General features: G+C 66.3%; 21 protein-coding genes and 1 tRNA gene. 13 read left to right on the top strand and 9 right to left on the bottom strand.

From position 1 onward, the window contains the following. Nucleotides 1-8: 8 nt before the first annotated feature. Complete coding sequence (locus LG299_RS06210) at nucleotides 9-1,388, bottom strand: NAD(P)/FAD-dependent oxidoreductase (RefSeq protein WP_404434136.1); 1,380 nt, start codon at nucleotides 1,386-1,388, stop codon at nucleotides 9-11. A gap of 149 nt (nucleotides 1,389-1,537) precedes the next feature. Then, the gene (locus LG299_RS06205; protein WP_404434135.1) at nucleotides 1,538-3,070 is read right to left on the bottom strand and encodes a PucR family transcriptional regulator; all 1,533 of its coding nucleotides are present in this window, start codon (nucleotides 3,068-3,070) and stop codon (nucleotides 1,538-1,540) included. A gap of 94 nt (nucleotides 3,071-3,164) precedes the next feature. Here LG299_RS06205 and gabT point away from each other — a divergent pair, with 94 nt between their 5' ends. The 12 genes from gabT to LG299_RS06145 all read left to right on the top strand — a co-directional run bounded on the left by gabT (nucleotide 3,165) and on the right by LG299_RS06145 (nucleotide 15,107). Further along, nucleotides 3,165-4,520: a 4-aminobutyrate--2-oxoglutarate transaminase gene (gene gabT / locus LG299_RS06200; RefSeq protein WP_404434134.1), complete on the top strand. Its 1,356-nt coding sequence runs from the start codon at nucleotides 3,165-3,167 to the stop codon at nucleotides 4,518-4,520. Between the two features lie 83 nt (nucleotides 4,521-4,603). Continuing rightward, the gene (locus tag LG299_RS06195; protein ID WP_404434133.1) at nucleotides 4,604-5,971 is read left to right on the top strand and encodes a flavin monoamine oxidase family protein; all 1,368 of its coding nucleotides are present in this window, start codon (nucleotides 4,604-4,606) and stop codon (nucleotides 5,969-5,971) included. Beyond that, nucleotides 5,968-6,855, top strand: a complete 888-nt coding sequence (locus LG299_RS06190; protein ID WP_404434131.1) for a universal stress protein — start codon at nucleotides 5,968-5,970, stop codon at nucleotides 6,853-6,855. Before LG299_RS06195 ends, LG299_RS06190 begins: the two co-directional genes overlap by 4 nt. After that, nucleotides 6,852-8,408 carry an APC family permease gene (locus LG299_RS06185; RefSeq protein WP_404434130.1) on the top strand — a complete coding sequence of 519 codons (1,557 nt, stop codon included), beginning with the start codon at nucleotides 6,852-6,854 and terminating at the stop codon, nucleotides 8,406-8,408. The genes LG299_RS06190 and LG299_RS06185 overlap by 4 nt, the downstream gene beginning before the upstream one ends. 37 nt (nucleotides 8,409-8,445) lie before the next feature. Next, nucleotides 8,446-9,810 (top strand): NAD-dependent succinate-semialdehyde dehydrogenase, encoded by a 1,365-nt coding sequence (locus LG299_RS06180; RefSeq protein ID WP_404434129.1) that lies wholly within the window; start codon nucleotides 8,446-8,448, stop codon nucleotides 9,808-9,810. A gap of 161 nt (nucleotides 9,811-9,971) precedes the next feature. Then, nucleotides 9,972-10,044 (top strand) — tRNA-Trp (locus LG299_RS06175). Nucleotides 10,045-10,109: 65 nt separating this feature from the next. Next, complete coding sequence (secE, locus tag LG299_RS06170) at nucleotides 10,110-10,373, top strand: preprotein translocase subunit SecE (protein WP_404434821.1); 264 nt, start codon at nucleotides 10,110-10,112, stop codon at nucleotides 10,371-10,373. Between the two features lie 56 nt (nucleotides 10,374-10,429). Continuing rightward, entirely contained in the window at nucleotides 10,430-11,506 is a 1,077-nt protein-coding gene (gene nusG, locus LG299_RS06165) for a transcription termination/antitermination protein NusG (RefSeq protein WP_404434128.1), read from the top strand. 145 nt (nucleotides 11,507-11,651) lie between these two features. After that, nucleotides 11,652-12,086 (top strand): 50S ribosomal protein L11, encoded by a 435-nt coding sequence (rplK, locus tag LG299_RS06160; RefSeq protein WP_404434127.1) that lies wholly within the window; start codon nucleotides 11,652-11,654, stop codon nucleotides 12,084-12,086. Nucleotides 12,087-12,091: 5 nt separating this feature from the next. After that, nucleotides 12,092-12,781, top strand: coding sequence for a 50S ribosomal protein L1 (gene rplA, locus LG299_RS06155; protein WP_404434126.1), 690 nt, complete (start codon nucleotides 12,092-12,094; stop codon nucleotides 12,779-12,781). A gap of 176 nt (nucleotides 12,782-12,957) precedes the next feature. Then, complete coding sequence (locus tag LG299_RS06150; RefSeq protein ID WP_404434125.1) at nucleotides 12,958-14,580, top strand: LuxR C-terminal-related transcriptional regulator; 1,623 nt, start codon at nucleotides 12,958-12,960, stop codon at nucleotides 14,578-14,580. A gap of 137 nt (nucleotides 14,581-14,717) precedes the next feature. Beyond that, nucleotides 14,718-15,107 carry a hypothetical protein gene (locus LG299_RS06145; RefSeq protein ID WP_404434124.1) on the top strand — a complete coding sequence of 130 codons (390 nt, stop codon included), beginning with the start codon at nucleotides 14,718-14,720 and terminating at the stop codon, nucleotides 15,105-15,107. Here the strand turns inward: LG299_RS06145 and LG299_RS06140 are convergent. After that, nucleotides 15,002-15,694, bottom strand: coding sequence for a LysE/ArgO family amino acid transporter (locus LG299_RS06140; protein ID WP_404434123.1), 693 nt, complete (start codon nucleotides 15,692-15,694; stop codon nucleotides 15,002-15,004). The genes LG299_RS06145 and LG299_RS06140 overlap by 106 nt on opposite strands. A 71-nt stretch (nucleotides 15,695-15,765) precedes the next feature. On the opposite strand from LG299_RS06140, the gene LG299_RS06135 reads away from it, so the two are divergent. Then, nucleotides 15,766-16,653: a LysR family transcriptional regulator ArgP gene (locus LG299_RS06135; RefSeq protein WP_404434121.1), complete on the top strand. Its 888-nt coding sequence runs from the start codon at nucleotides 15,766-15,768 to the stop codon at nucleotides 16,651-16,653. Nucleotides 16,654-16,669: 16 nt separating this feature from the next. Here the strand turns inward: LG299_RS06135 and LG299_RS06130 are convergent, their stop codons facing one another. The 6 genes from LG299_RS06130 to fdhA form a co-directional block, all read right to left on the bottom strand. Then, nucleotides 16,670-17,701, bottom strand: a complete 1,032-nt coding sequence (locus LG299_RS06130; RefSeq protein WP_404434120.1) for an NADP-dependent oxidoreductase — start codon at nucleotides 17,699-17,701, stop codon at nucleotides 16,670-16,672. Nucleotides 17,702-17,807: 106 nt separating this feature from the next. Then, a complete protein-coding gene (locus tag LG299_RS06125) occupies nucleotides 17,808-18,275 on the bottom strand; it encodes a MarR family winged helix-turn-helix transcriptional regulator (RefSeq protein WP_404434119.1) in 468 nt (155 codons plus the stop codon). Then, nucleotides 18,272-19,969, bottom strand: a complete 1,698-nt coding sequence (locus tag LG299_RS06120; RefSeq protein ID WP_404434117.1) for an MDR family MFS transporter — start codon at nucleotides 19,967-19,969, stop codon at nucleotides 18,272-18,274. Before LG299_RS06120 ends, LG299_RS06125 begins: the two co-directional genes overlap by 4 nt. A gap of 139 nt (nucleotides 19,970-20,108) precedes the next feature. After that, a complete protein-coding gene (locus LG299_RS06115; protein WP_404434116.1) occupies nucleotides 20,109-20,789 on the bottom strand; it encodes a YqaJ viral recombinase family protein in 681 nt (226 codons plus the stop codon). 175 nt (nucleotides 20,790-20,964) lie between these two features. Then, nucleotides 20,965-21,366, bottom strand: a complete 402-nt coding sequence (locus LG299_RS06110) for a heme-binding protein (RefSeq protein ID WP_404434114.1) — start codon at nucleotides 21,364-21,366, stop codon at nucleotides 20,965-20,967. Between the two features lie 35 nt (nucleotides 21,367-21,401). Beyond that, nucleotides 21,402-22,622, bottom strand: coding sequence for a formaldehyde dehydrogenase, glutathione-independent (fdhA, locus tag LG299_RS06105; RefSeq protein ID WP_404434113.1), 1,221 nt, complete (start codon nucleotides 22,620-22,622; stop codon nucleotides 21,402-21,404). Nucleotides 22,623-22,709: the final 87 nt, after the last annotated feature.

Raw genomic sequence — 22,709 nt, 5'->3', positions numbered from 1 at the left:
TCTGTCGGTTAGCGCCCGGCGATGAGGTCGGCCGCTTTCGCGAAGACGGAAGTGCGCGACGAGCGACCGGATGCTTCGGCCCGGTCGGCCGCGCGGTAGGCGGTGTAGATCGCGTTGACGGCCAAGAACCGCAGCGGTTCGACCTCCCAGTTCTTCGCCCGGTGATCGACCCACGGGAGTCGCACAAGGTCGGTTTCGCGTTCGAGCACGAGGTCGGCGAGAGTCCGACCCGCGAGGTTCGTCGCTGTGACGCCGGTTCCGACGTAGCCGCCCGCCCAGCCGAGGCCGGTCGCGCGGTCGAGCCCGACGGTGGCCGCCCAGTCACGCGGTACGCCGAGCACGCCCGCCCAAGCGTGCGCAATCGGCACTGCCGAAGCATCCGGAAAGAAATCCCTCAGCAACGCCGCGAGCGAAGTGATCGTGCGCTCTTGCGTCGAGCCATCGGTGTCGACCCGAGAACCGTAGCGGTACGGCACGCCGCGGCCTCCGAAAGCGATGCGGTCATCGGCCGTGCGCTGGGCGTACATGTAGACGTGTGCGAAGTCGCCGAGCGTCTCGCGGCCCTCCCACCCGACGTTCGACCAGAACGATGGCGGCAACTGCTCGGTGACGATCATCGACGAGTTCATCGGCAGCCAGGTGCGGTGCTCTCCCCTGAGGTCGGCGGTGAACCCTTCGGTCGCGCGCAGGACGTGCGCCGCCCGGACGATGCCGTGGTCGGTGATCGCCCGACCCGCCTCGATCGCTGAGACGTGGGTGTTCTCGTAGATCGTGACACCGAGTCGCTCCACGGCACTTGCGAGTCCTGACGCGAGCTTCGCCGGGTGTACCCGGGCGCAGTGCGGGTGCCAGATGCCCCCGAGGGCGCCGGCGATGTCGATGCGGGATGCGGCGGCCGCAGCATCCAGCAACTCCACATCGGTACCGGGCCATGCGGCCTCTTCGGCGAACGTCGTGCGCAGGCGCGCGAGCGCGGCGGGCGTGCGGGCGACCTCGAACTCGCCACCGTTGACGATGTCGGCGTGAATGCCCTCACGCTCGGTCACTGCGATGACTTCCTCGACGGCGGCGTTGAGGGCGAGTTGCTGCGCCGCGCCGCCGTCGCGGCCATACCGTGCACGGCCCCCTGTGACCGAGTTCGTGAGCCAGCCGCCGTTGCGGCCCGAGGCTCCGAACCCCGCGAAGCGCTGTTCGAGCACCGCGACACGGAGGTCGGGCTGGCGCGTCTTCAGGTAGTACGCGGCCCAGAGTCCGGTGTACCCGGCGCCGACGATCGCGACGTCCGCATCGAGATCGCCGGTGAGGGCTGGCCGGGCGGATGGCAGCCCACCGAGGTCATGCCACCACCACGACACGTCGCCGTTCGCCACGGCCGATTCAGGGGTCATGCTGACATCCTCTCCCGGTCGTCAGCGGCCGCGCCCGTACATTCGGACGCAAATCCGATCTCCGCCGGACACGGCGCCGCGCGAAACTCTCGTCTTTCCGCTGCCAGGTGATCGGGCGCGCGAGGAATCTGCGTCCGACACACGCCGAGTCAGTCCGACCCGTCGATCACCTGCAACGCCGCCCAGAGTTCCGCTCGCGAGGCGAACAGGCTGAGGTCGCTGCCGAGTACCCGTTCGGCGACGGCGAGCCGGGTGCGGACGGTGTGACGATGCACGCCGAGGGCGCGGGCGGATGCCTCGTGCGAGCAGTCGTTGTCGAGCCAGGCGCGCACGGTCTCGACGAGGTGCGTGCCCTCTTCGGCATCGTGCGTGGTCAACGGTTCGAGCGCGGCAACGGCGAGGGCGCGAGCGTTCGGCGAGAGGGCCGAGAGCACTCCCGCCCTCGCCACGGTGTCGAAGTCGGTCACCGGGCGGTCGCCGCGATCGCGAGCCACCCGCGCCTGGCCGACGCTCGCTGCGAAGGTGTCGTACCCACCCGGCGCAGAGACACCGATGCGCACATCGAAGCGCTCCACGAGTTCGTCGAGGATGCGACGGTCGCCCGCCGGGAGCACCAGGACGAGGCCCTCGTCACCGCGCCCGAAGAACAGCGACCCCCGGCGTTCGTCAACGCGGAGTTCGAGAACCTCTGCGATACCCTCGGCGCGCCCGGCCGGAGCATCCGTCATCGCGACCAGGATCGGCGCCGGGGGGAGCGGTCCCCACAGATCGCGGACGATCCGTCGAGCGAGCGCCGGGTCATCGGTCAGCAAAGACTGGACGAGCCCCGCGCGCAACGCTCCCCGCGCGCGGCTGAGGCCTTGGTGCTGCTCGAGCGCAAGTCCTGCCATGGCGATGACGGCCGTCACGACCCCACGCCCTTCTTGATCGAGGTCGCCCTCGGCGATGGCGATGACCCCGCGCAGGTGTCCGCCGCGCCCGAGCGTCTGCAGAGTGAAGGGCGTCTCGCCGATCCGCAGCGCAGAGCCGGCCCGGGCACCGCGGCGCAACACCGCCCCGACCTCGCCGTAGAGACCACGCGCCGTCTCGGCGTCGAGCGCGCCGATCGGATGCTCGCGCGAAAGTTCACCCGCAGCGTCGAACAGGCCGACCCATGTGCCCAGTTGTCTGGCGAGTTCGGCCAGCGTCGCGCCCAGTCCATCGGGCCTCAGTGCGGCCAGAGCGATCGCCCGCTGCGCGGCGAGCGCCCAACTACGCCGCGCATAGGTCTGCGCGGCGATGGCCTCGGCGTTGGCGCGGGCGACAGCGATGAAGGGGGTGCTGTAGGGCACCTCGAACAGCGGGATGCCCGCCTCGCCGCAGGCGTCAGCGAGTTCGGGAGGAATGCCGTCCCGCACCACTTCGGTGCCGAAGCCCAGTCCGACGACTCCGCGCGATGCGAGCCGGGCGACATAGTCACGGACGGATGCGGGGTCATCGCCGTGGAACTGGGTGCCGGTGGTCAGCAGCACCAGCCCCTCCGAGAGGAAGGGCGTCGGGTCGGCCAGATCGGTGGAGTGGACCCATCGGATCGCCCGATCGAGGACCGCCGGATCCCGGTCGGGTCCAGACACGAGCCGCAGCCGGAGGTCGCTACGGGCCAGGAGGGCGCGCAGGGTCGGGGAATCGGAGACGGACTCCATGACACCTCCAGATGTACCGCTGGTACAGCGTTGTACCCAGAATGTACATCAGGGCGGGTGCGAGCGTCGCATCCGCAGAAATACGCTCGCGACTATGAGCGCGATCGATACCCTCACCACACCTCTTGGCGGCCCCACTCTTGCCCAGGAGCGTCGTCTTGTCACCAGCATCCCCGGACCCCGTTCGCAGCAGCTGCTCGAGCGCAAGGCCGCGGCCGTCGCCGCGGGCGTCGGTCACACCGCGCCGATCGAAGCTGTCGCGGCGGGCGGGGGAGTGATCGTCGACGCGGACGGTAACTCGCTCATCGATCTCGGCTCAGGAATCGCCGTGACGACCCTCGGCAACGCTCACCCGAAGATCGTCGAGGCCGTGCAGGCTCAGGTCGCGCAGTTCACCCACACCTGTTTCATGGTCTCGCCCTACGAGTCCTACGTCGCGGTGGCCGAGGCCCTCAACCGCATCACCCCGGGCGATCACGTGAAGAAGAGCGCACTGTTCAACTCGGGCGCTGAGGCGGTCGAGAACGCGATCAAGATCGCCCGTAAGTTCACCAAGAAGCAGGCCGTCGTTGCGTTCGACCACGGCTACCACGGCCGCACGAACCTCACGATGGGCCTGACGGCCAAGGCGATGCCGTACAAGAGCGGATTCGGACCCTTTGCGAGCGAGATCTACCGCGCGCCGATGTCGTACCCCTACCGCGATGGACTCACCGGTGCCGAGGCGGCCAAGAAGGCGATCTCGATCATCGAGAAGCAGGTCGGCGCCGACAACCTCGCCGCGGTCATCATCGAGCCGATCCAGGGCGAGGGCGGGTTCATCGTCCCGGCCGACGGGTTCCTTCCCGCGATCGTCGACTGGTGCCGCGCGAACAACGTCGTCTTTATCGCCGACGAGATTCAGACCGGGTTCGCCCGCACCGGCGCGATGTTCGCCAGCGAACTGTTCGGTATCGTTCCCGACCTCATCACCGCGGCCAAGGGCATCGCGGGCGGGCTTCCGTTGGCGGCCGTCACCGGTCGGGCCGAGATGATGGATGCCTCGCACGCCGGAGGCCTCGGCGGCACGTACGGCGGCAACCCGATCGCCTGTGCCGCGGCGCTCGCGGCGATCGACGCCTTCGAGAACGACGGACTCCTCGAGCGAGCGCGTGAGATCGAAGCGATCCTCAAAGACCGCCTCACCGCACTCCAGGCCGTCGACGGTCGCGTCGGTGACGTCCGCGGATACGGTGCGATGGTCGCGGCTGAGTTCGTAGACGCTGAAACAGGCGAGCCGGATGCTGCGCTCACCGTCGCGGTCGCCAAGGCATGCATCGCCGAAGGTGTGATCGTGTTGACCTGCGGAACGTACGGAAACGTGATCCGCTTCCTCCCGCCGCTGGCGATTCCCGACGAGCTGCTCCACGAGGGCCTGGACGTCGTCGCTGCGGCGCTCGCCGCAGCCTGATCCGAGGTGTCCATCAGGCATCCGCCGCTGTGCAGCTTGACGCCGAGCCCGCACGACACCGCACCACCAACGAAGGAATGTGCATGACCGACAGTGAGATCACCCGAGACGTCGTCATCATCGGCGCGGGCGCGGCCGGCCTCACCGCTGCGAACGAACTCAAGAAGGCGGGGCTGTCGGTCGCGGTGCTCGAAGCACGCGACCGCGTGGGCGGGAGGCTCTGGACCGATGTGGTCGACGGAGCGATGCTCGAGATCGGCGGACAGTGGGTCTCGCCCGACCAAGAGGCACTCAAAGAGACTCTCGAAGAGCTCGGACTCGAAACCTACAGCCGCTACCGCGAGGGTGACTCGGTCTACATCAATGCCGACGGAGAGCTCACCCGGTTCACCGGAGAGATCTTCCCCGTCCCGCCCGAGACCGAGAAAGAAATGGTGCGGCTCATCGAGAAGCTCGATGAGATGGTCGCAGAGATCGACCCCGACGCTCCGTGGGCCCATCCCGACGCCGAGGCCCTCGACCGCATCTCGTTCGAGGCCTGGCTCGAAGAGCAGACGGATGATCAAGAGGTCCGCGACAACATCGCTCTCTTCATCGCGGGTGCGATGCTCACCAAGCCCGCCTACGCGTTCTCGGCACTCCAGGCCCTGCTCATGGCCGCCAGCGCCGGAAGCTTCAGCCACCTCGTCGACGCCGACTACATCCTCGACGAGCGCGTCGTCGGCGGGCTTCAGCAGGTGCCGCTCCTCCTTGCCGAGCGCCTGACCGAAGACATCTTCCTGGGCCACCCGGTCCACACCGTCGAAACAACCGACGACGGCGTGAGCGTGATCTCGGACGGCGGAATGACGGTGCACGCGAGGTACGTGATCCTTGCGCACGCGCCGATCCTGTACCCGTGGATCGACTTCAACCCACCGCTGCCCCGCCTCAAGCAACAGCTCCATCAGCACATCTCGATGGGCTTCGTCATCAAGGTGCACGCGGTGTACGACCGCCCGTTCTGGCGCGAGCAGGGACTGTCGGGTACAGCCTTCAGCCCCTACGAGATCTCGCACGAGGCGTACGACAACACCAACTTCGGTGATGAGCGAGGAACCCTCGTCGGGTTCGTCTCGGACCGCAATGCCGACGACCTGTTCCGGGTCTCAGCCGAAGAGCGCAAGACGCGCATCCTCGAGTCGCTCTCGCACTACTACGGCCCAGAGGCCTTGAAACCGATCGTCTACTTCGAAAGCGACTGGGGGGCGGAGGAGTGGACTCGCGGTGCCTACGCCGCGAGTTTCGACCTCGGCGGCCTCTACCGCTATGGTGCAGATCTGCGCACGCCGGTCGGCCGCATCCATTTCGCCTGCAGCGACATGGCGGGCGCGGGGTATCAGCACGTTGACGGCGCGATCCGCATGGGCCGGTTCGTGGCCGCCAGCATCATCGAGGAGGCCCGCGCATGAGCGGACACGTCGTCGTGGGCTATACCGCGACAACTGCAGGCGAAGACGCTGTGGCCCTGGGGTCACGGCTGGCCGCGGCATCCGGATCAGAACTCGACCTCGTCGTCGTCCTCCCGGGCGACGACCGCAGCGTCATCACACCGCCGGACGCCGGCTACGACCGCTACCTGCGCACACAGGCGGCCGAATGGCTGGGCACCGCTGCAGAGAAGATTCCGGATGCTGTCACACACCGCACGCACGTACGCTACGGCGACTCCTTCGCTGAGGGGCTGCTCACCGCGGCGACCGAGCTCGGTGCATCGCACATCGTGATCGGTGCGGCGAACGGCGGCCTGCGCGGCCGTCACCGCCTCGGCACGGTCGCCACCGAACTGCTGCACTCGTCGGATGTTCCGGTGGTGCTGGCTCCCGAGGGCTCGCGCCGGGTCGATCCGCTGAGCGGAATCACCCGCGTGACGGCGGCGATCGGTACGCGTCCCGGCGCGGATGCCCTGCTGGACTCCGCGACGGCGTTGGCCGCCGCGACCGGCGCTGAGCTGCGACTGCTGTCGCTGGTCACTGTCGATCTGCCCGCGAGCGTCGACACCGGGGTGATCCGTATCGCAGGTGCTGCTCACGCGGACGAGGTATTGGCGAAGGCGCAGGAGGCTCTCCCCGTCGAGATCGAGACCGAGGCGATCGTCGCCCGCGGCGACAGCATCGAAGACGCCGTCTCGCATTTGGGCTGGGAGCCGGGCGAGATCGCGGTCGTCGGCTCGAGTCGCCTGGCGCGGCCACGGCGACTATTCCTTGGCTCCACGGCAGCGAAGATGCTGCACGAGCTTCCTGTTCCCATGATCGTTGTGCCGCGCACACGCGCACAGGAAGGTGGGCAGCCGTGAGCGCTCCCCAGGGTGCCGAAGCACCAGTGACCACCGTCGATGAGAAGGGCGGGCTCTCGAAGAAGGGTCTGAGCGCCGGAACCATCGGCCTGCTCGGCGCCATCGTCATCGGCATCTCGTGCATCGCCCCGGCCTACACCTTCACGGCGGCGATCGGCCCGACGGTGTCGGAGGTCGGGGCGCAGGTTCCGGCGATCATCCTGATCGGTTTCATTCCGATGCTGCTGGTGGCCTTCGGCTACCGTGAGTTGAACAACCGGATGCCCGACGCGGGAACCTCGTTCACCTGGGCCACGCGTGCCTTCGGCCCGTGGGTGGGCTGGATGGCGGGGTGGGGGCTCATCGTCGCGACGATCCTCGTGCTGTCGAACCTCGCCGGCGTGGCCGTGGACTTCCTCTTCCTGCTGATCTCGCAGATCACCGGAAACCCGGCGATCGCCGAACTCGCGTATGTGACGTGGATCAATATCGCGGTCTGCCTGCTCTTCATGCTCGGTGCGACCTACATCTCGTACCGTGACATGCAGACGACGCAGAAGTTGCAGTACGTACTCGTGACGTTCCAGGTCGCCGTCCTGCTCTTCTTCGCGATCACCGCGATCGTTCAGGCGGTCGGCGGCAATGCCTTTGACTACACGCCGTTCGAGTGGTCGTGGTTCAACCCCTTCGAGGTCACCTCGTTCGCCGCCGTGGCGGCCGGGTTGTCGCTGTCGATCTTCATCTTCTGGGGCTGGGATGTCACTCTCACCATGAATGAAGAGACAAAGGATCCCGAGCGTACGCCGGGACGCGCGGCGACCCTCACGGTGCTCACGATCGTGTCGCTCTACCTGCTGCTCTCCATCGCGATGATCATGTTCGCCGGTGTCGGCACGGGCGAACTTGGCCTCGGCAACGAAGACATTCAGGGCAACGTGTTCTTCTTCCTCTCCGACCCGGTGCTGGGACCGCTCGCCTTCTTGGTGTCGCTCGCCGTGCTCACGAGCTCGGCGTCGTCGTTGCAGTCGACCTTCGTCGGCCCTGCGCGCACGCTGCTGTCGATGGGACACTACGGGGCTCTGCCGTCCTCGTTCGCCAAGGTGAGCCCGCGGTTCTTCACGCCGGGCTACGCCACGATCGTCTCGGCGATCGTTGCATCGGCGTTCTATGCCGTGATGCGTGTGGTGAGCGAAGACACCCTGTGGGACACCATCCTGACGCTCGGCATGATGATCTGCTTCTACTACGGCATCACGGCATTCGCGTGCGTCTGGTACTTCCGCAAGCAGTGGTTCGACTCGACCCGCACCGTGTTCTTCACGTTCCTGTTCCCGCTGATCGGTGGCATCATCCTGGTGTTCCTATTCTTCAAGACGCTGATCGACAGCATGGATCCCGCCTACGGCAGCGGCTCGAACATCGGCGGTGTGGGCATCGTGTTCGTCTTGGGAATGCTGATTATCGTGGTCGGAATCGTCATCATGATCTGGCAGGCCATCAAGCGCCCGGCCTTCTTCCGCGGCGAGACGCTTTCGCTCGACGCACCCGCCAGCGTCCGTCGCGCTCGCCGCTGACGCAGACTAGTTACACCGATTCGAAACGGAGACCCGCATGAGCGACTACGCCGTCGTCAACCCCGCAACGGGCGAAACCCTGGCCACCTACGACACCATGACCGATGAGGCCGTCGAGGGCGCAATCGCGTCCGCCGAGGGCGCTTACCGCGCCTGGCGCGACACCCCCGTTGCGGAGCGCGCCGCGGCCGTCCGCCGTGTCGCGGACCTGCATCGCGAGCGCCGTGACGAGCTCGCAGCGATCATCGTGCGTGAGATGGGGAAGCCGCTGTCGGCCGCGCTCGGAGAGGTCGACTTCGCTGCCGACATCACCGAGTACTACGCCGATCACGCCGAGAAGATCACGGGTGACTCGCCGATCGACATCGACGGCGAGGGCACCGCGGTCATCCGCCGCTCCGCACTCGGCGTGCTGCTCGGCATCATGCCGTGGAACTTCCCGTACTACCAGGTTGCCCGCTTCGCTGCCCCGAACCTCGTGATCGGCAACACGATCCTGCTCAAGCACGCGGGGCAGTGCCCCGAGTCGGCTGCGGCGATCGAGAAGATGTATCAGGATGCTGGGCTCCCGGCGGGCGCCTACGTCAACCTGTACGCCACGAACGATCAGGCGGCGACCATCATCGCGGACCGTCGCGTGCAGGGCGTCTCGGTGACCGGCTCGGAGCGTGCAGGAGCCGCCGTCGCAGAGGTCGCCGGCCGCAACCTCAAGAAGGTCGCGCTCGAACTGGGCGGCTCTGACCCCTTCATCCTGTTGTCGACGGACGACCTCGACCACGCAGTGCAGTCCGCCGTCGACGCTCGACTCGACAACACCGGCCAGTCCTGCAACGCCGCCAAGCGCTTCATCGTGGTCGACGGACTCTATGACGCCTTCCTCGAGAAGTTCACCGCGGCGATGGCCGCCGCCACGGTCGGCGACCCGTTCGCCGATGACACCGTCCTCGGCCCGCTGTCCTCTCTTACCGCGGCCGAGCGACTCGCCGAGCAGGTCGACAAGGCCGTCGCGCAGGGCGCAACCCTCGTCACCGGTGGAAAGCGCGACGGTGCTTTCTACCCGGGAACGGTGCTAGCAGATGTCACCAGCGATATGGATGCGTATCGCGAAGAGTTCTTCGGACCGGTCGGGGTGGTCTACAAGGTTGCGGATGAGGACGAGGCTGTTCGTGTCGCGAACGACACTCCGTTCGGACTCGGCTCGTACGTCTTCACCACCGATGAGGCTCAGGCCGCTCGCGTGGCCGACAAGATCGAGGCGGGCATGGTCTACGTCAACGTGGTGCTCGCCGACGAGCCCGGACTGCCCTTCGGCGGCGTGAAGCGCTCGGGCACCTCTCGTGAGATGGGTCTGCTCGCGGCCGACGAGTTCGTCAACAAGAAGCTCATCCGCATCGCGGAGTGACGTCATGGGGGTGGGTGCTGGTTCGACCCATTCACCCCCATGCCGTACACTTGAGCATGCAGTTAAGTCTGCATTCTTTCGCCGTGCCCACGGATCGGGTAACACCCGTGAAGACAGGTTTCGGAGTGAGGATGCCGGCATCCTGGGGCCCTCGGGCCTTTAGGGCGGTAGCTCAACTGGCAGAGCAGCGGTCTCCAACACCGCAGGTTGCAGGTTCGATTCCTGTCCGCCCTGCGCGTCAGCGTGACTGACATTCGTCGGTCGACGTTCGACACATGGAAGGTAATCAGGTGGCATCGATGGTTCAGGACGAGCCGAAGGGCGAGGTCGTTGCGTCCAGCAGCGCACCCCGTGAGAAGAAGCTGAACGTCTTTTCTCGCATCGCCCTTTTCATCCGTCAGGTCTTCGCAGAACTGCGCAAGGTCGTTACGCCGACCCGCCAGGAACTGCTGAAGTACACGGCGGTCGTCCTCGGGTTCGTCGTGGTGATGATGGCGATCGTCTATGGCCTCGACCTCCTCTTCACCTGGATGGCAGGCGTCGTCTTCGGCATCCCTGCCTGACCTGATCGATCACGTGGATCTGCGCATCCGCAGTTCACGGAACGGAAGTATTCAAAGTGTCTGAAAGATATGTCGACGATGCCGACTGGGCGACCGCTGCTGAGCAGTCCTCGGAAGATGACGAAGCCCAAGAGGGCAACGTCCTCGCCGAAGAAGAGCGCTCGGTCGAGCCGGCCGAGCACGCCGCACTGCACGTCGTGGACGAAAACGAGATCGATGATCTCGATGACCTCGACGACATCGACATCGACGACCCGGAGGCAGACGCCATCGTGAACGACGCACTCAACCTCGACGAGACCGCCGAGACCGAAGCCGCCGCTGAGGTGCTCACCGACTCGCTCGCCGAAGAAGAGGCCGAATACGTGGCTGAGCACGCGAACGACGTGACACCGTACGACGGCCCTGATGTCAACGGTGAGCCGGACGAGGCCGTGCTTGACGAAGACTTCGTCGCAGACGTCGACGCTGCAGCCGCCGTCGTCGATGACGCCGAAGCATCCGACGCCGAAGAAGACCCCTACGACGCGTTCCGTGCCGAGCTTCGCTCGCTCCCGGGCAAGTGGTATGTCATTCACTCCTACGCCGGGTTCGAGCGCAAGGTGAAGGCGAACATCGAGCAGCGCAAGAACACGCTCGAGGTCGAGGATGACATCTTCCAGATCGAAGTTCCGATGGAAGACGTCGTCGAGATCAAGAACGGTCAGCGCAAGATGGTGACCCGCGTGCGCATCCCGGGCTACGTGCTCGTGCGCATGGATCTGAACGAAGACACCTGGTCGGTTGTTCGCCACACGCCCGGCGTTACCGGCTTCGTGGGCAACGCACACAACCCGACGCCCCTCCGCTTCGAAGAGGCCTTCAACATGCTGAAGTCGCTCGTCGAGATCAAAGAGACGGCCCCGGCCAAGTCGGGTGCCACCAAGGGCTCTGCCACGCAGGCGCGCAGCATCATCACCGAAGTGGACTTCGAGGTCGGTGAGACGATCACGATCAAGGAGGGCTCGTTTGCGGGTCTTCCTGGTTCGATCAGCGAGATCAAGCCCGAGAGTGGCAAGCTCACCGTGCTCGTGTCGCTCTTCGAGCGCGAGACCCCCGTCGAACTGTCGTTCGACCAGGTCACAAAGCAGTAGCGAACAGGTCACGAAGCAGTAGTAAACAAGCCCTGTGCAGTAATTACAGACTTCCCGGCGTTCGCCGGGGGAACCGCGGTCCGGAGATGCCGGACGCGCGGGAGAGCCGGTCGCCAAGCGACAGGCTCGATGAAAGGAAAAGGAAATGGCACCCAAGAAAAAGGTGACCGGCCTGATCAAGCTCCAGATCAAGGCCGGTGCGGCCAACCCCGCACCGCCGATCGGTCCGGCGCTCGGTCAGCACGGCGTCAACATCATGGAGTTCTGCAAGGCGTACAACGCAGCCACCGAGGCTCAGCGCGGCAACGTCATCCCCGTCGAGATCACCGTCTACGAGGACCGCAGCTTCACGTTCATCCTCAAGACGCCTCCGGCGGCTGAGCTCATCAAGAAGGCCGCTGGCGTTGCCAAGGGCTCGCCCACCCCGCACACGACCAAGGTGGCCAAGCTCACCAAGGCTCAGGTGCGCGAGATCGCAGAGCTCAAGCAGCCAGACCTGAACGCAAACGACATCGAGGCCGCCTCGAAGATCATCGCCGGTACAGCCCGTTCCATGGGCATCACGGTCGAGGGGGAGTAACGATCATGGCTACCAAGTCCAAGGCATTCCAGGCCGCAGCGGCGAAGATCGACGCTGACAAGTTCTACACACCGACCGAGGCCGTCGCACTCGCGCGCGAGACCGGTTCGGCCAAGTTCGACTCGACCGTCGAGGTCGCGCTCAAGCTTGCTGTCGACCCCCGCAAGGCCGACCAGATGGTGCGCGGCACCGTCATCCTTCCGCACGGCACGGGCAAGACCGCCCGCGTCATCGTGTTCGCGACCGGTCCTGCTGCTGAAGCTGCGATCGCCGCTGGCGCTGACGAGGTCGGTGGCGCTGAGCTCATCGAAAAGGTCGCCGCAGGGTGGACCAACTTCGACGCAGCCGTCTCGACCCCCGAGCTCATGGGCCAGGTCGGTCGCCTCGGTAAGGTGCTGGGTCCCCGCGGCCTCATGCCCAACCCGAAGACCGGCACCGTGACCCCGAACCCGGCCAAGGCCGTGGAAGAGATCAAGGGCGGAAAGATCGAGTTCCGCGTCGACAAGCACGCCAACGTGCACTTCGTCGTCGGCAAGGCGTCGTTCTCGGCCGAGCAGCTTGATGCGAACATCAAGGCCGCTCTCGAAGAGATCGTGCGTCTGAAGCCGTCCAGCTCGAAGGGCCGCTACATCCAGAAGGGCGCGGTTTCGACCACGTTCGGCCCCGGCATCCCGCTGGATGTCAACGCCATCTGATCCGGACTTCGGCACGCGGCATCGCCCGCGCGTCTGACCCGCATCGCGAAGGGCCCCACCGACAGGTGGGGCCCTTCGTCGGTCTTGCGGCGGCATGTGCACGGCGCTACATTTCGCTCAACGAACCGTCGCGCCGTGTGGGTACGGCGATATCGCGCGCGGAGGGAGGCGGCGCTGTGACGGAAGCACTTGAGCGTGCCCGCACCGCGGTGCGAGAGCGTCGATGGCAAGAGGCATCCGATGCCTTCGCGGCGGCGGCGCGCAACGACGGCGGGCTCGCCGCACCTGACTTGGAGCTCCGTGCGACGACGATGTTCTTGCGTGGCCACGTCGATTCGGCGACGACGGATCTGATCGCCGCCCACGAGGCGTACCTCGCGGGCGATGACATCACGGGTGCAGCGCGCACGGCGGGATGGCTGTCGATCCAGATGCTCGAGGCGGGTGACCCGGCGCTCAGCGCTCCGTGGATCGCGCGTGGATTGCGTCTGGCTGATCGGTTGGCGGATGCTGAAGCCGTCGGTGGTCTCGTCGCACTCATGCCGGCGGCATTTTCTGCGCTGTTCGTCGGTGACATCGTCGATGCGACTCGCCGATTCGAAGAGATCGCAGCGATCGCCGCGCGAACGGGTGACAGCGAACTTGCGGCTCAGGCGGCATTCGCTCGCGGAAAGGGTCTGTCGACGATCGGCAGCACCGCCGAGGGACTGGCACTTATCGACGAGGCGCTCGCCATCGTTGCGGCGGGCGAGGTGTCACCCTTGACACCCTTCATGTTCTATCGGGTGGTTTTGGACGTCGCGCACGAGGGCTTCGACCTCGATCGCGCAGAGCGATGGACTGCTGACTTCGACACCTGGTGTCGCGGGCAAACCGGGCTGGTCGCCTACAGCGGCCAACGGCACGCCTACCGGGCGCAGCTCTTTCTGCTCCACGGCGAGTGGGCGGAGGCATCCCTCTCGGCAACACTCGCAGAGGAGCGTCTTCGCGCAGGAGACTTCACCTCGGGCTACGTCGCCAACTACCAGCTCGGCGAGCTGCAACGGCACCGTGGCGAGTTCCGTGCAGCCGGGGAGCACTACCGCAGCGCGGGCGCAACGGGCTGGGATCCGCAGCCCGGCCTCGCCCTCCTCCGTCTCGCCGAGCGAGACGTGACCGCTGCGCAGGCGATGATTCGACACAGTGTCGTTGCCGCCAACGAGGCAGTCCGTCGCAGACTTCTGCCCGCGGCGATCGAGATCGAGACGGCGGCGGGTGATGTCGTGGCGGCCCGCAAAGCGCTGATCTCGCTCCGTGAATCCCGCCAGGTCTGGACCACTCCACTGCTCGCGGCGGTCACGGCCTTCGGCGAGGCGCAGGTGCTCTTCGCGGAGGACGACGCTGAGGGCGCGCTCGAGGCTGTGACGACTGCCGCGACGGCATGGTCAATCCTCGATGCACCGTACGAGGTCGCTCGATGTGGGATCCTTCGCGGGCGAATCCTTCAGCGGCTCGCTGATGACGCGGGTGCCGCGGTCGCCTTCGGCGCAGCGCGCGTTGTCTTGCGCGAACTCGGCGCGCGGGCAGCCCTGGCCGATCTCGACCTCGCCAGCGGCGTGCGAGAGGTCGGCGCACTGACCCTCAGAGAAGTAGAGGTCTTGCGGCTCGTCTCTACCGGAAGAACCAATCGCGGCATCGCGACGGCGCTGTCGCTGAGCGAGAAGACAGTGGCGCGGCATCTGAGCAACATCTACCTGAAGCTCGGGATTTCGTCCCGCTCCGCAGCGACGGCCTACGCCTACGAACACGCTCTGGTGTGAGCCGCCGCGCAACTGTCAGGCTGTGTGCATACCCACCCGGGCCGGCTCGTCTACATAGTTCTGCCCAGCGCCGGTCGACGCAAAGATGGGCCGTTAGGTCGACGCGTGCGCATCCGCGCCGGGCCTACCGTCGCATCATGGACATTCCGCTCGTCGCAGGCACGGTCGCCACCGTGGTCTTCGCGGTGAGCAATCTGCCGATGCTCCGTAAGGCGCTGCGCACACGCGATGTCTCGTCCTACAGCTACTCGAGTCTGGCGATGATCAACGGCGCGAACGTCGTCTACTCGCTCTACGTGTACAGCCTGCCGTTCGGCCCGATCTGGGGTCTGCACGCGTTCTACCTGATCTCGTGCGCCATCATGCTCGTCCTGTGCGTGAGCCAACGTGCGAAGCACCGTACGGCAACGCCGCGACGGCATCAGTGGGGGAGTACGAGGCTCACTCCCAGTCCGATCATGACGACCGCGATGATGCCGTCGAGCACGCGCCACGCGCGCGGAGTCGAGAGCCAGCGTCCGAGGTAGCGGGCGCCGAAGGCGAGCCCGAAGAACCACACGAAGCTCGCGATGATCGCCCCGGTGGCGAACACCCAGCGGGCATCGCCGTGGGTGTTCGCGATACTTCCGAGCAAGAACACGGTGTCCAGATAGACGTGCGGGTTCAACCACGTAAGCGCGAGCACCGTCAGGGCGACGGGGAGTGCCTTGGTGGCGGTCGTTTGGGTCGTCACTGTGGGATCGCCTGTGGTCTCCACGGTGGGACCGCCTGTGGTCTCGACGGTGCCGGATGCCGCGGCATCCGCCTGCGTCACGTCCAGAGTTCGTCCGCTCGGCCGCCATGCGCGCCGTGCGGCGAGGAGCCCGTACACGATGAGGAACGCCGCGCCCGCCCAGCGAACGACATCGACCAACCATGGCACCGCCGCCAAGACCATACCCACGCCAGAGACGCCGAGCGCGATCAGCACGGCATCCGAGACCGCGCAGATCGTCGCCACCAGAACGACGTGCTCGCGGCGGATGCCCTGGCGCAGAACGAAGAGATTCTGGGCGCCGATAGCGATGATCAGCGAGAAGCCGAGGCCGATACCGGCAAGGAGGGGAGTGAGCACTCTTCGACGCTATGCGCAGACGATGACACAGTACAGCTCACGATTCTGTTGATGCATTAGCCTGACTAATGATGCGCATTCCGTTCGAGCTCGCCGAAACCATCGCCGTCGTCGTGGACGAGGGAACGTTGGATGCTGCGGCCCGCCGCCTGCACGTCACACCCTCTGCGGTCAGCCAGCGCATCAAGACCCTCGAAGAGCTGCTCGGCCGAGTCGTGCTGGTGCGTTCGAAACCGGCGCGCGCGACCGAAGCGGGCGCTGCGGTCGTCCGGCTGGCGCGACAGGCCGCTCTTCTCGAACATGACACACTCACCGAGCTCGGAGCCGACCCCGATGGGGACCTGCGCACCTCGGTTCCGCTCGCAGTCAATGCCGATTCCCTGGCGACGTGGTTCCTTCCGCCGCTGGCGCGGCTTGGGCAGAAGCATCCGGTCGTCTTCGAACTTCGCCGCGACGATCAAGATTTCACCGCCGGACTGCTCGAATCGGGAGCGGTGATGGGCGCGGTCACCTCTCGCTCGGCCCCGGTTGCGGGGTGCCGGGTCAGCGCGCTCGGCGCGATGAGGTACGAAGCGGTCGCGACCCCCGAGTTCACTGCTCGATGGTTTTCGGGCGGGGTGGATGCTGCGGCCCTCGCCGTGGCACCGCTCGTCGATTTCGACCGACGCGACGATCTACAGACCCAGTGGCTCGCCGCCCGCGGGGCCGCTTCAGTCCAACCACCCCGCCACTACGTTCCCGCCTCGAACGACTTCGCCACTGCCGTGCATCTCGGATTCGGCTGGGCGCTGCTACCGGTGTTCCAATCCGAGGCCTCCCTCGCCTCGGGCGCCCTGGTGAGACTCGGCGATCCGCCGGTCGACGTGCCGCTGTACTGGCAGCAGTGGAATCTGCGCTCGCCGCTTCTGGACGCGATCGCCGAAGAGATCGTGACGGAGGGGCGGCGGGTGCTCGCCTGAGATCGGTGCTGCGAGGTCAGTCGTCGCTCACGCGGAGTACGATCTTGCCGCGGGTGTGACCCTCTTCGAGAACCGCGTGGGCGGCCGCAGCATCCGCCATATCGAACACCTGATCGATGTAGACCTGGATCGCGCCCGAATCGAGCAGGCGCCCGATGGTCGCGAGCGTCGAACCGTCGGGCGTCACCTTGTACGAGGTCGCCCGCACGCCGGCTTCGGCGGCAGCGTTGAGGTACCCAGGCCAGGAGCCGGTCGGCACGAGCACGTACAGGCCGCCTGGGCGCAGCACCTTCAGGGACCTCGAACCGGTGTCGTCGTGGACGCTGCCGACGAGATCGATCACGACGTCGACGTTCGCTGCAATTTCTTCGAATCGGGCGGTCGTGTGGTCGATGACCACGGCAGCCCCGAGTTCGCGCAACCACGACGCATTGCGCGCCGAACCGGTGGCGGTGACATGAGCACCGAAGTAGGCGGCGAGTTGCACGGCGAAGTGGCCGACACCGCCGCTGCCGGCGTGAATCAAGACGCGCTGGCCCTCGTGGGCGTGCGCCGTCTCGACCACGAGGCCCCAGGCGGTGAGAGCGGCGAGCGGAACGCCCGCGGCCTCGACGTGCGAGAGCGATGAGGGCTTGCGCGCAACCGAGAGAGTCGGAACGACGGTGTACTCGGCGTAGCTCCCGCCCGAGCGGGGAAACGGAAGCATGCCGAAGACGGGGGTTCCGGGTTGGAACGGGTGCGACTCGTAGGGTGTCTTGACCACGACACCGCTGAAGTCGTATCCCAGAGTGGAGGGGTACTCGGGGATCGCGGCCGAGACGCCGAATCCCGCGCGGGTCTTGGCGTCGATCGGGTTGACCCCCGCTGCCACGATGCGCACCAGCAGCTCGCTGAGCACCGGAGTCGGAACGGGAAGGGATGCGGAGTGCAAGACCTCGGTTGCCCCCGGCGCATCGAAAACGACGGCGCGCATCTCGGCCGGCGGCTCGGGCATGGCCACGAGCTCGGATGCGGGGGAGGACGCGGTGCGCAACGGTCGGAATCTCATCGGTGGGCCTCCCGCGTGCGGTTACCGTCGGCAGCAGTCGTTGCCTTCGTAGTCACAGTCAACAGCGTGATTGTCTCGCCCGTGTTACGCGGGTGCTACCGCTCCGCTAAGCCGGGGCTTCGCCTGCCGAAAGTGCACGCAGAAGTCGTGCGAGTTCCTCGATCTCGGTGACGGTCCACCCCTCGAGTGCGGTCAGAAGCGTGCCCTGCTGTGGGGCGCGTGCCTGCGCGAGTCGCTCCAGCCCGAGGGGGGTCGGCGACAGAAGGCTGGAGCGCCCGTCTTCAGGATCGGGAGTACGCACCACGAAACCCAGCGACTCGAGGTCTCGCACGGTGCGACTCACCTGTCCCTTATCGGCCATCAAAGCCTCGGCGAGCGCAGACAGGGTGATCTGCTCGCGACGGACGATCGTGGTGAACGTCTTGTACGCGCCCGGCAGCAGTCCCGGGCTCATCCGCTCCGCGTTCTCGGCGATCAGGCGTCGAATGCGGCTGATGAGATCGGAGAACTCCGACTCGAGGGCACGCACCGCGTCCGCTCGCGGGCCCTCGTCGAAAGTGGCGGAGTCGCTCATGAGCGGCGGTCGGATGCCGCGGCCGACGCATCCGCATCGACGACCGAAATCGTGCCTGTCGCAGGAATCGACTCCATGCCCTGAGCCGTGCTCACCGTGGCGAGGTCGGCCTCGCCCGCGGCGATGCGCTCAGAGGTCGTCATGCGGTTCAGGGGCACGTTCGGCAGGAAGCAGATCGCCACGAGGCTCAGAATCGCGAAGGGGACGGCGATCAGGAACGAGTGGGCGATGCCTTGGGCGTAAATGTCTTCAACGATCATGCGCACCGTCTCCGGCAGAGCGTGCACCGCGGGAAGCGCGCCGGATTGCAGCTGCGCGGCGACATCCGCGCCCTCTGCGCCGATCGCCGCGATCGCCGCGGCGAGCGCCTCTTTGCTGTCCACGAAGAGGTTCGCGACGGTCGTCGCGAGCGCTGCGCCCATCACCGATACGCCGAGCGTTCCGCCGAGGCTGCGGAAGAAGGTGACTCCCGAGCTTGCGGCGCCCATCTCTTGCGGGTTCGCGGTGTTCTGCACGATGAGCACGAGGTTCTGCATCGTCATGCCGACCCCGGCTCCCATGAGGGCCATGTAGATCGAGACCAGCACGAAGTTGGTGTCGAAGTGCAGGGTCGTCAGCAGCCACAGGCCGGCGATGAGAAGGATCGAGCCGACCACCAAGTAGCCCTTCCATTTGCCGAAGCGGCTGATCAGTTGGCCGACGACGATGGAGGCGACGAGCAATCCAGCGATCATGGGGATTGTCATGAGGCCCGCCTCGGTGGGCGTTGCCCCGCGTGCCATCTGCATGTACTGGCTGAGGAAGACCGACGCGCCGAACATGGCGATGCCCGTGGCGATCGAGGCCAGCACGGCGAGGGTGAACGTGCGGTTGCGGAACATGCGCAGCGGAATAAGCGGTTCGCGTGAGCGGAGCTCGGTGATGATGAACAGCACCGCGGCGAGCAGCGCACCGCCGACCATCAGCACACTCGGCGTGCTCCACCAGTCGTAGTCCTTGCCGGCGTTGGTGATCCAGATGAGAAGGAGCGACACAGCGGCCGAGAGGAACACGATGCCGAGGTAGTCGATGTGCACCTTGCGCTTGGTGCGAGTGAGGTGAAGCGTCATCTGCAGAAGGACGAGCGCTGCGATCGCGAACGGAATGGCGATGTAGAAGTTCCAGCGCCAACCGAACGAGTCGGTGATCACACCGCCCAAGAGTGGTCCACCGACGGTCGCGAGGGCCATCACGGCACCGAACAGGCCCATGTAGCGTCCGCGCTCGCGCGGGCTGATGATGTCGGCCATGATGATCTGGCTGAGCGCTGCGAGTCCACCGGCACCGATTCCCTGAACTGCGCGGAAGGCGATGAGGGTGCTGGTGTCCTGCGCGAAACCGGCGGCCGCCGTGGCGAGCACGAAGATCGCTATCGCGATCTGGATCAGCAGCTTGCGGTCGAACAGATCGGCGAGCTTGCCCCAGATCGGGGTTGAGATCGCCGTGGTGAGCAGTGTGGCCGTGATCACCCAGGTGAAGGCGGCTTGATCGCCGCCGAGGTCGTGGACGATCACGGGGAGCGACGTCGAGACGACGGTCGACGCGAGCATCGACACGAACATGCCGAGCAGCAGGCCCGAAAGCGCTTCGAGTACCTGACGCTGGGTCATGCCTGACTCGGTCAGCGCGGGTGCCGCAGCCTTTGACTTGGCCATAGCTGTACTTCTTTCTGATGGCGTGGACGTGGGCGGCGACGATGACGCGAAAGTTGACGAAGATCAACTATACGCCGACTCGTTGACATGAGTCAACTAAAGCCTCACGGTGGTGCCGCGAGGATGGGACGAGAGCGAGTCACTCCGCGAGCGCGAGGGCACGGAACGGCTGGACGGATGCCTCGGGCCGAGGCATCCGTTGTTCCACCGGCCTGCCAGCCAGGTGGCGGCGATGCAGTTCGTCAATCAATGACGTGGCGAGTCGCACGAGTTTGTCGATCTCGACCTGGTCGCGTTCGACCCAGGCGCAGCGGGGCTCATCGGCCACCGGAACGAAGTCGTTGTGTTCTTCCCACGCCACAAGCGTGCGCTCAGCGCCGAGAACATGCTGTTGCCACCACACCTGGCGGAGGTACGTACGCGGAATCGAGCGCCACGACTTGTTCGTCGTCTTGATCTCGGCGAGGGTGACGCGGCCGGCGGTATCGACCGCGATGCCGTCGGGCGTTGCCAGGTGCCGCTTCTCGACAACGGCGTGGAAGAGGGCTGACGAGGGAAGGATGCCATGGGTCGCCGCGACCCACGCGGCGATCTCAGGCTCACGCACTCGGCCGTGCTGCGTGTAGGCGTTGCCCGAGAACCCCGAGCCCATGAGCTTCGCGTCGGCGGCGCGGCTGATGCCGTTCGCCGAGGCGAGGGATGCAACATCCGTCGCCGTGATTCCACGCGAGCGAGCCCGTACCCACGCCACTCGATCGCGCGAGTCCGCGACGATACGCGCCGCGAGTTGCGGAGAGCGCGCGGCGAGTTCGGGTGTCACCCTTCGAGCGTACGTCTCACCGCCGACGGCGTGTCCGAGCGACACCCGCCGGGCACGTCTCGCTGCTCGTTCTCTGAGTTTCTTCGCGAGTGTACGACCTCGCGTCGAGTGCACGACCTGGCTGCGTGAGCCCGGCCGTGCACTCGTGAGGGTGAAATCGCGAAAACAGCCTGGGTCAGAACCCGGCGACGCCCGCCTCTGCGACCGAGTGGTCCTGCTCGCCAGACCCTCCGCTGACGCCGACCGCTCCGACGACGACACCGTCGCGCGAGAGCGGAATGCCGCCGGCGAAGATCGCTACCTTTCCGCCGTTGGTGTTCTGGATGCCGAAGAACTGCTGGTTCGGCTGCGAGTTGTCGCCGAGGTCCTTCGTTGAGATGTCGAAGGCCTTCGAGGTCCACGCCTTGTTGATCGAGATGTTGACGCTACCGATCCACGCGCCGTCCTGGCGGACGTGCGCGACGAGGTTGCCGCCCGAGTCGACCACCGCGATGTTCATCGGCTGCCCGATCTCGGTGGCCTTCGCCTCTGCGGCGGCGATGACGCGACGGGCGTCTTCGAGGGTGAGGTTCGTCATGTGTTGCTCCTTATTGTGTGTGGGTGAATCGGTGATCAGGCGGCGATGTAGCCGTTGGGGTTGAGGACGTACTTGGTGGCGGCGCCGGCATCGAACTCGGCGTAGCCGCGTGGCGCGTCTTCGAGCGAGATGGCCTTCGCATTGACGGCGGCCGCGATGTGCACCTTGTCGTGCAGAATCGCCATCATCAACTGGCGGTTGTACCGCATCACGGGGCACTGCCCGGTGGTGAACGAGAGGGACTTCGCCCAGCCCGTGCCGAGACTGATCGAGAGCGAGCCCACCTTGGCCGCGTCATCCACCGCACCAGGGTCGCCCGTGACATAGAGGCCGGGGATGCCGATCGCGCCGCCTGCGGCCGTCACTCCCATGAGCGAGTTCAGCACCGTGGCCGGCGCTTCCTTCGCGTGCGCCCCGTGCCCCTCGCTCCGTGCTTCGAATCCCACCGCGTCGACCGCGGCATCCACCTCGGGCACGCCCAACAGCTGCTCGAGTTGATCGGGTACGGATCCTTCTCCGACGTTGACGGTTTCGCATCCGAAGCTCCGCGCTTGCGCGAGGCGGTCTTCGTTGAGGTCGCCGACGATCACGACTGCGGCACCGAGAAGCTGCGCGCCCGCCGCGGCGGCGAGCCCCACGGGGCCTGCTCCGGCGACGTAAACCGTCGAGCCCACGCCGGCGCCGGCCGTGACGGCTCCATGGAACCCGGTCGGGAAGATGTCGCTCAGCATCGTGAGATCGAGGATCTTCTCGAGCGCCTGGTCGCGATCAGGAAAGCGCAGCAGATTCCAGTCCGCGTAGGGCACAAGAACGTACTCGGCCTGTCCGCCGACCCACCCGCCCATGTCGACATAGCCGTAGGCGCTGCCGGGGCGGTCAGGGTTGACGTTCAGACAGATGCCGGTCTTGCCTTCTTTGCAGTTGCGGCATCGTCCACAGGCGATGTTGAACGGCACCGAGACGATGTCGCCCACCTGGATGAACTCGACGTCGGGCCCGACCTCGACGACTTCACCGGTGATCTCGTGACCGAGCACCAAGCCCACGGGAGCAGTGGTACGCCCGCGCACCATGTGCTGGTCGGAGCCACAGATGTTCGTCGCCACCGTGCGCAGGATCGCACCGTGCGGCACCTTGCGGCCCACGTTGGCGGGGTTGACCCCCGGACCGTCCTTGAGTTCGAACTCGGGGTATGGGGTGTCGATCACTTCGACAACCCCGGGGCCTTTATACGCGACTGCTCTGTTGCCAGACATCCTCGTCCTTTCTCGGGCGGGTGTGTCCGCCACCGCTAGCTTCGCCGGTGCGTTCAGGTGGGTCGATCACCCTCCCGAGGCGTTCTG

The organism is Microbacterium lacus (assembly GCF_044794305.1).
GTDB classification, from domain to species: domain Bacteria; phylum Actinomycetota; class Actinomycetes; order Actinomycetales; family Microbacteriaceae; genus Microbacterium; species Microbacterium lacus_B.
This window is presented reverse-complemented; position numbering and strand designations above follow the sequence as displayed.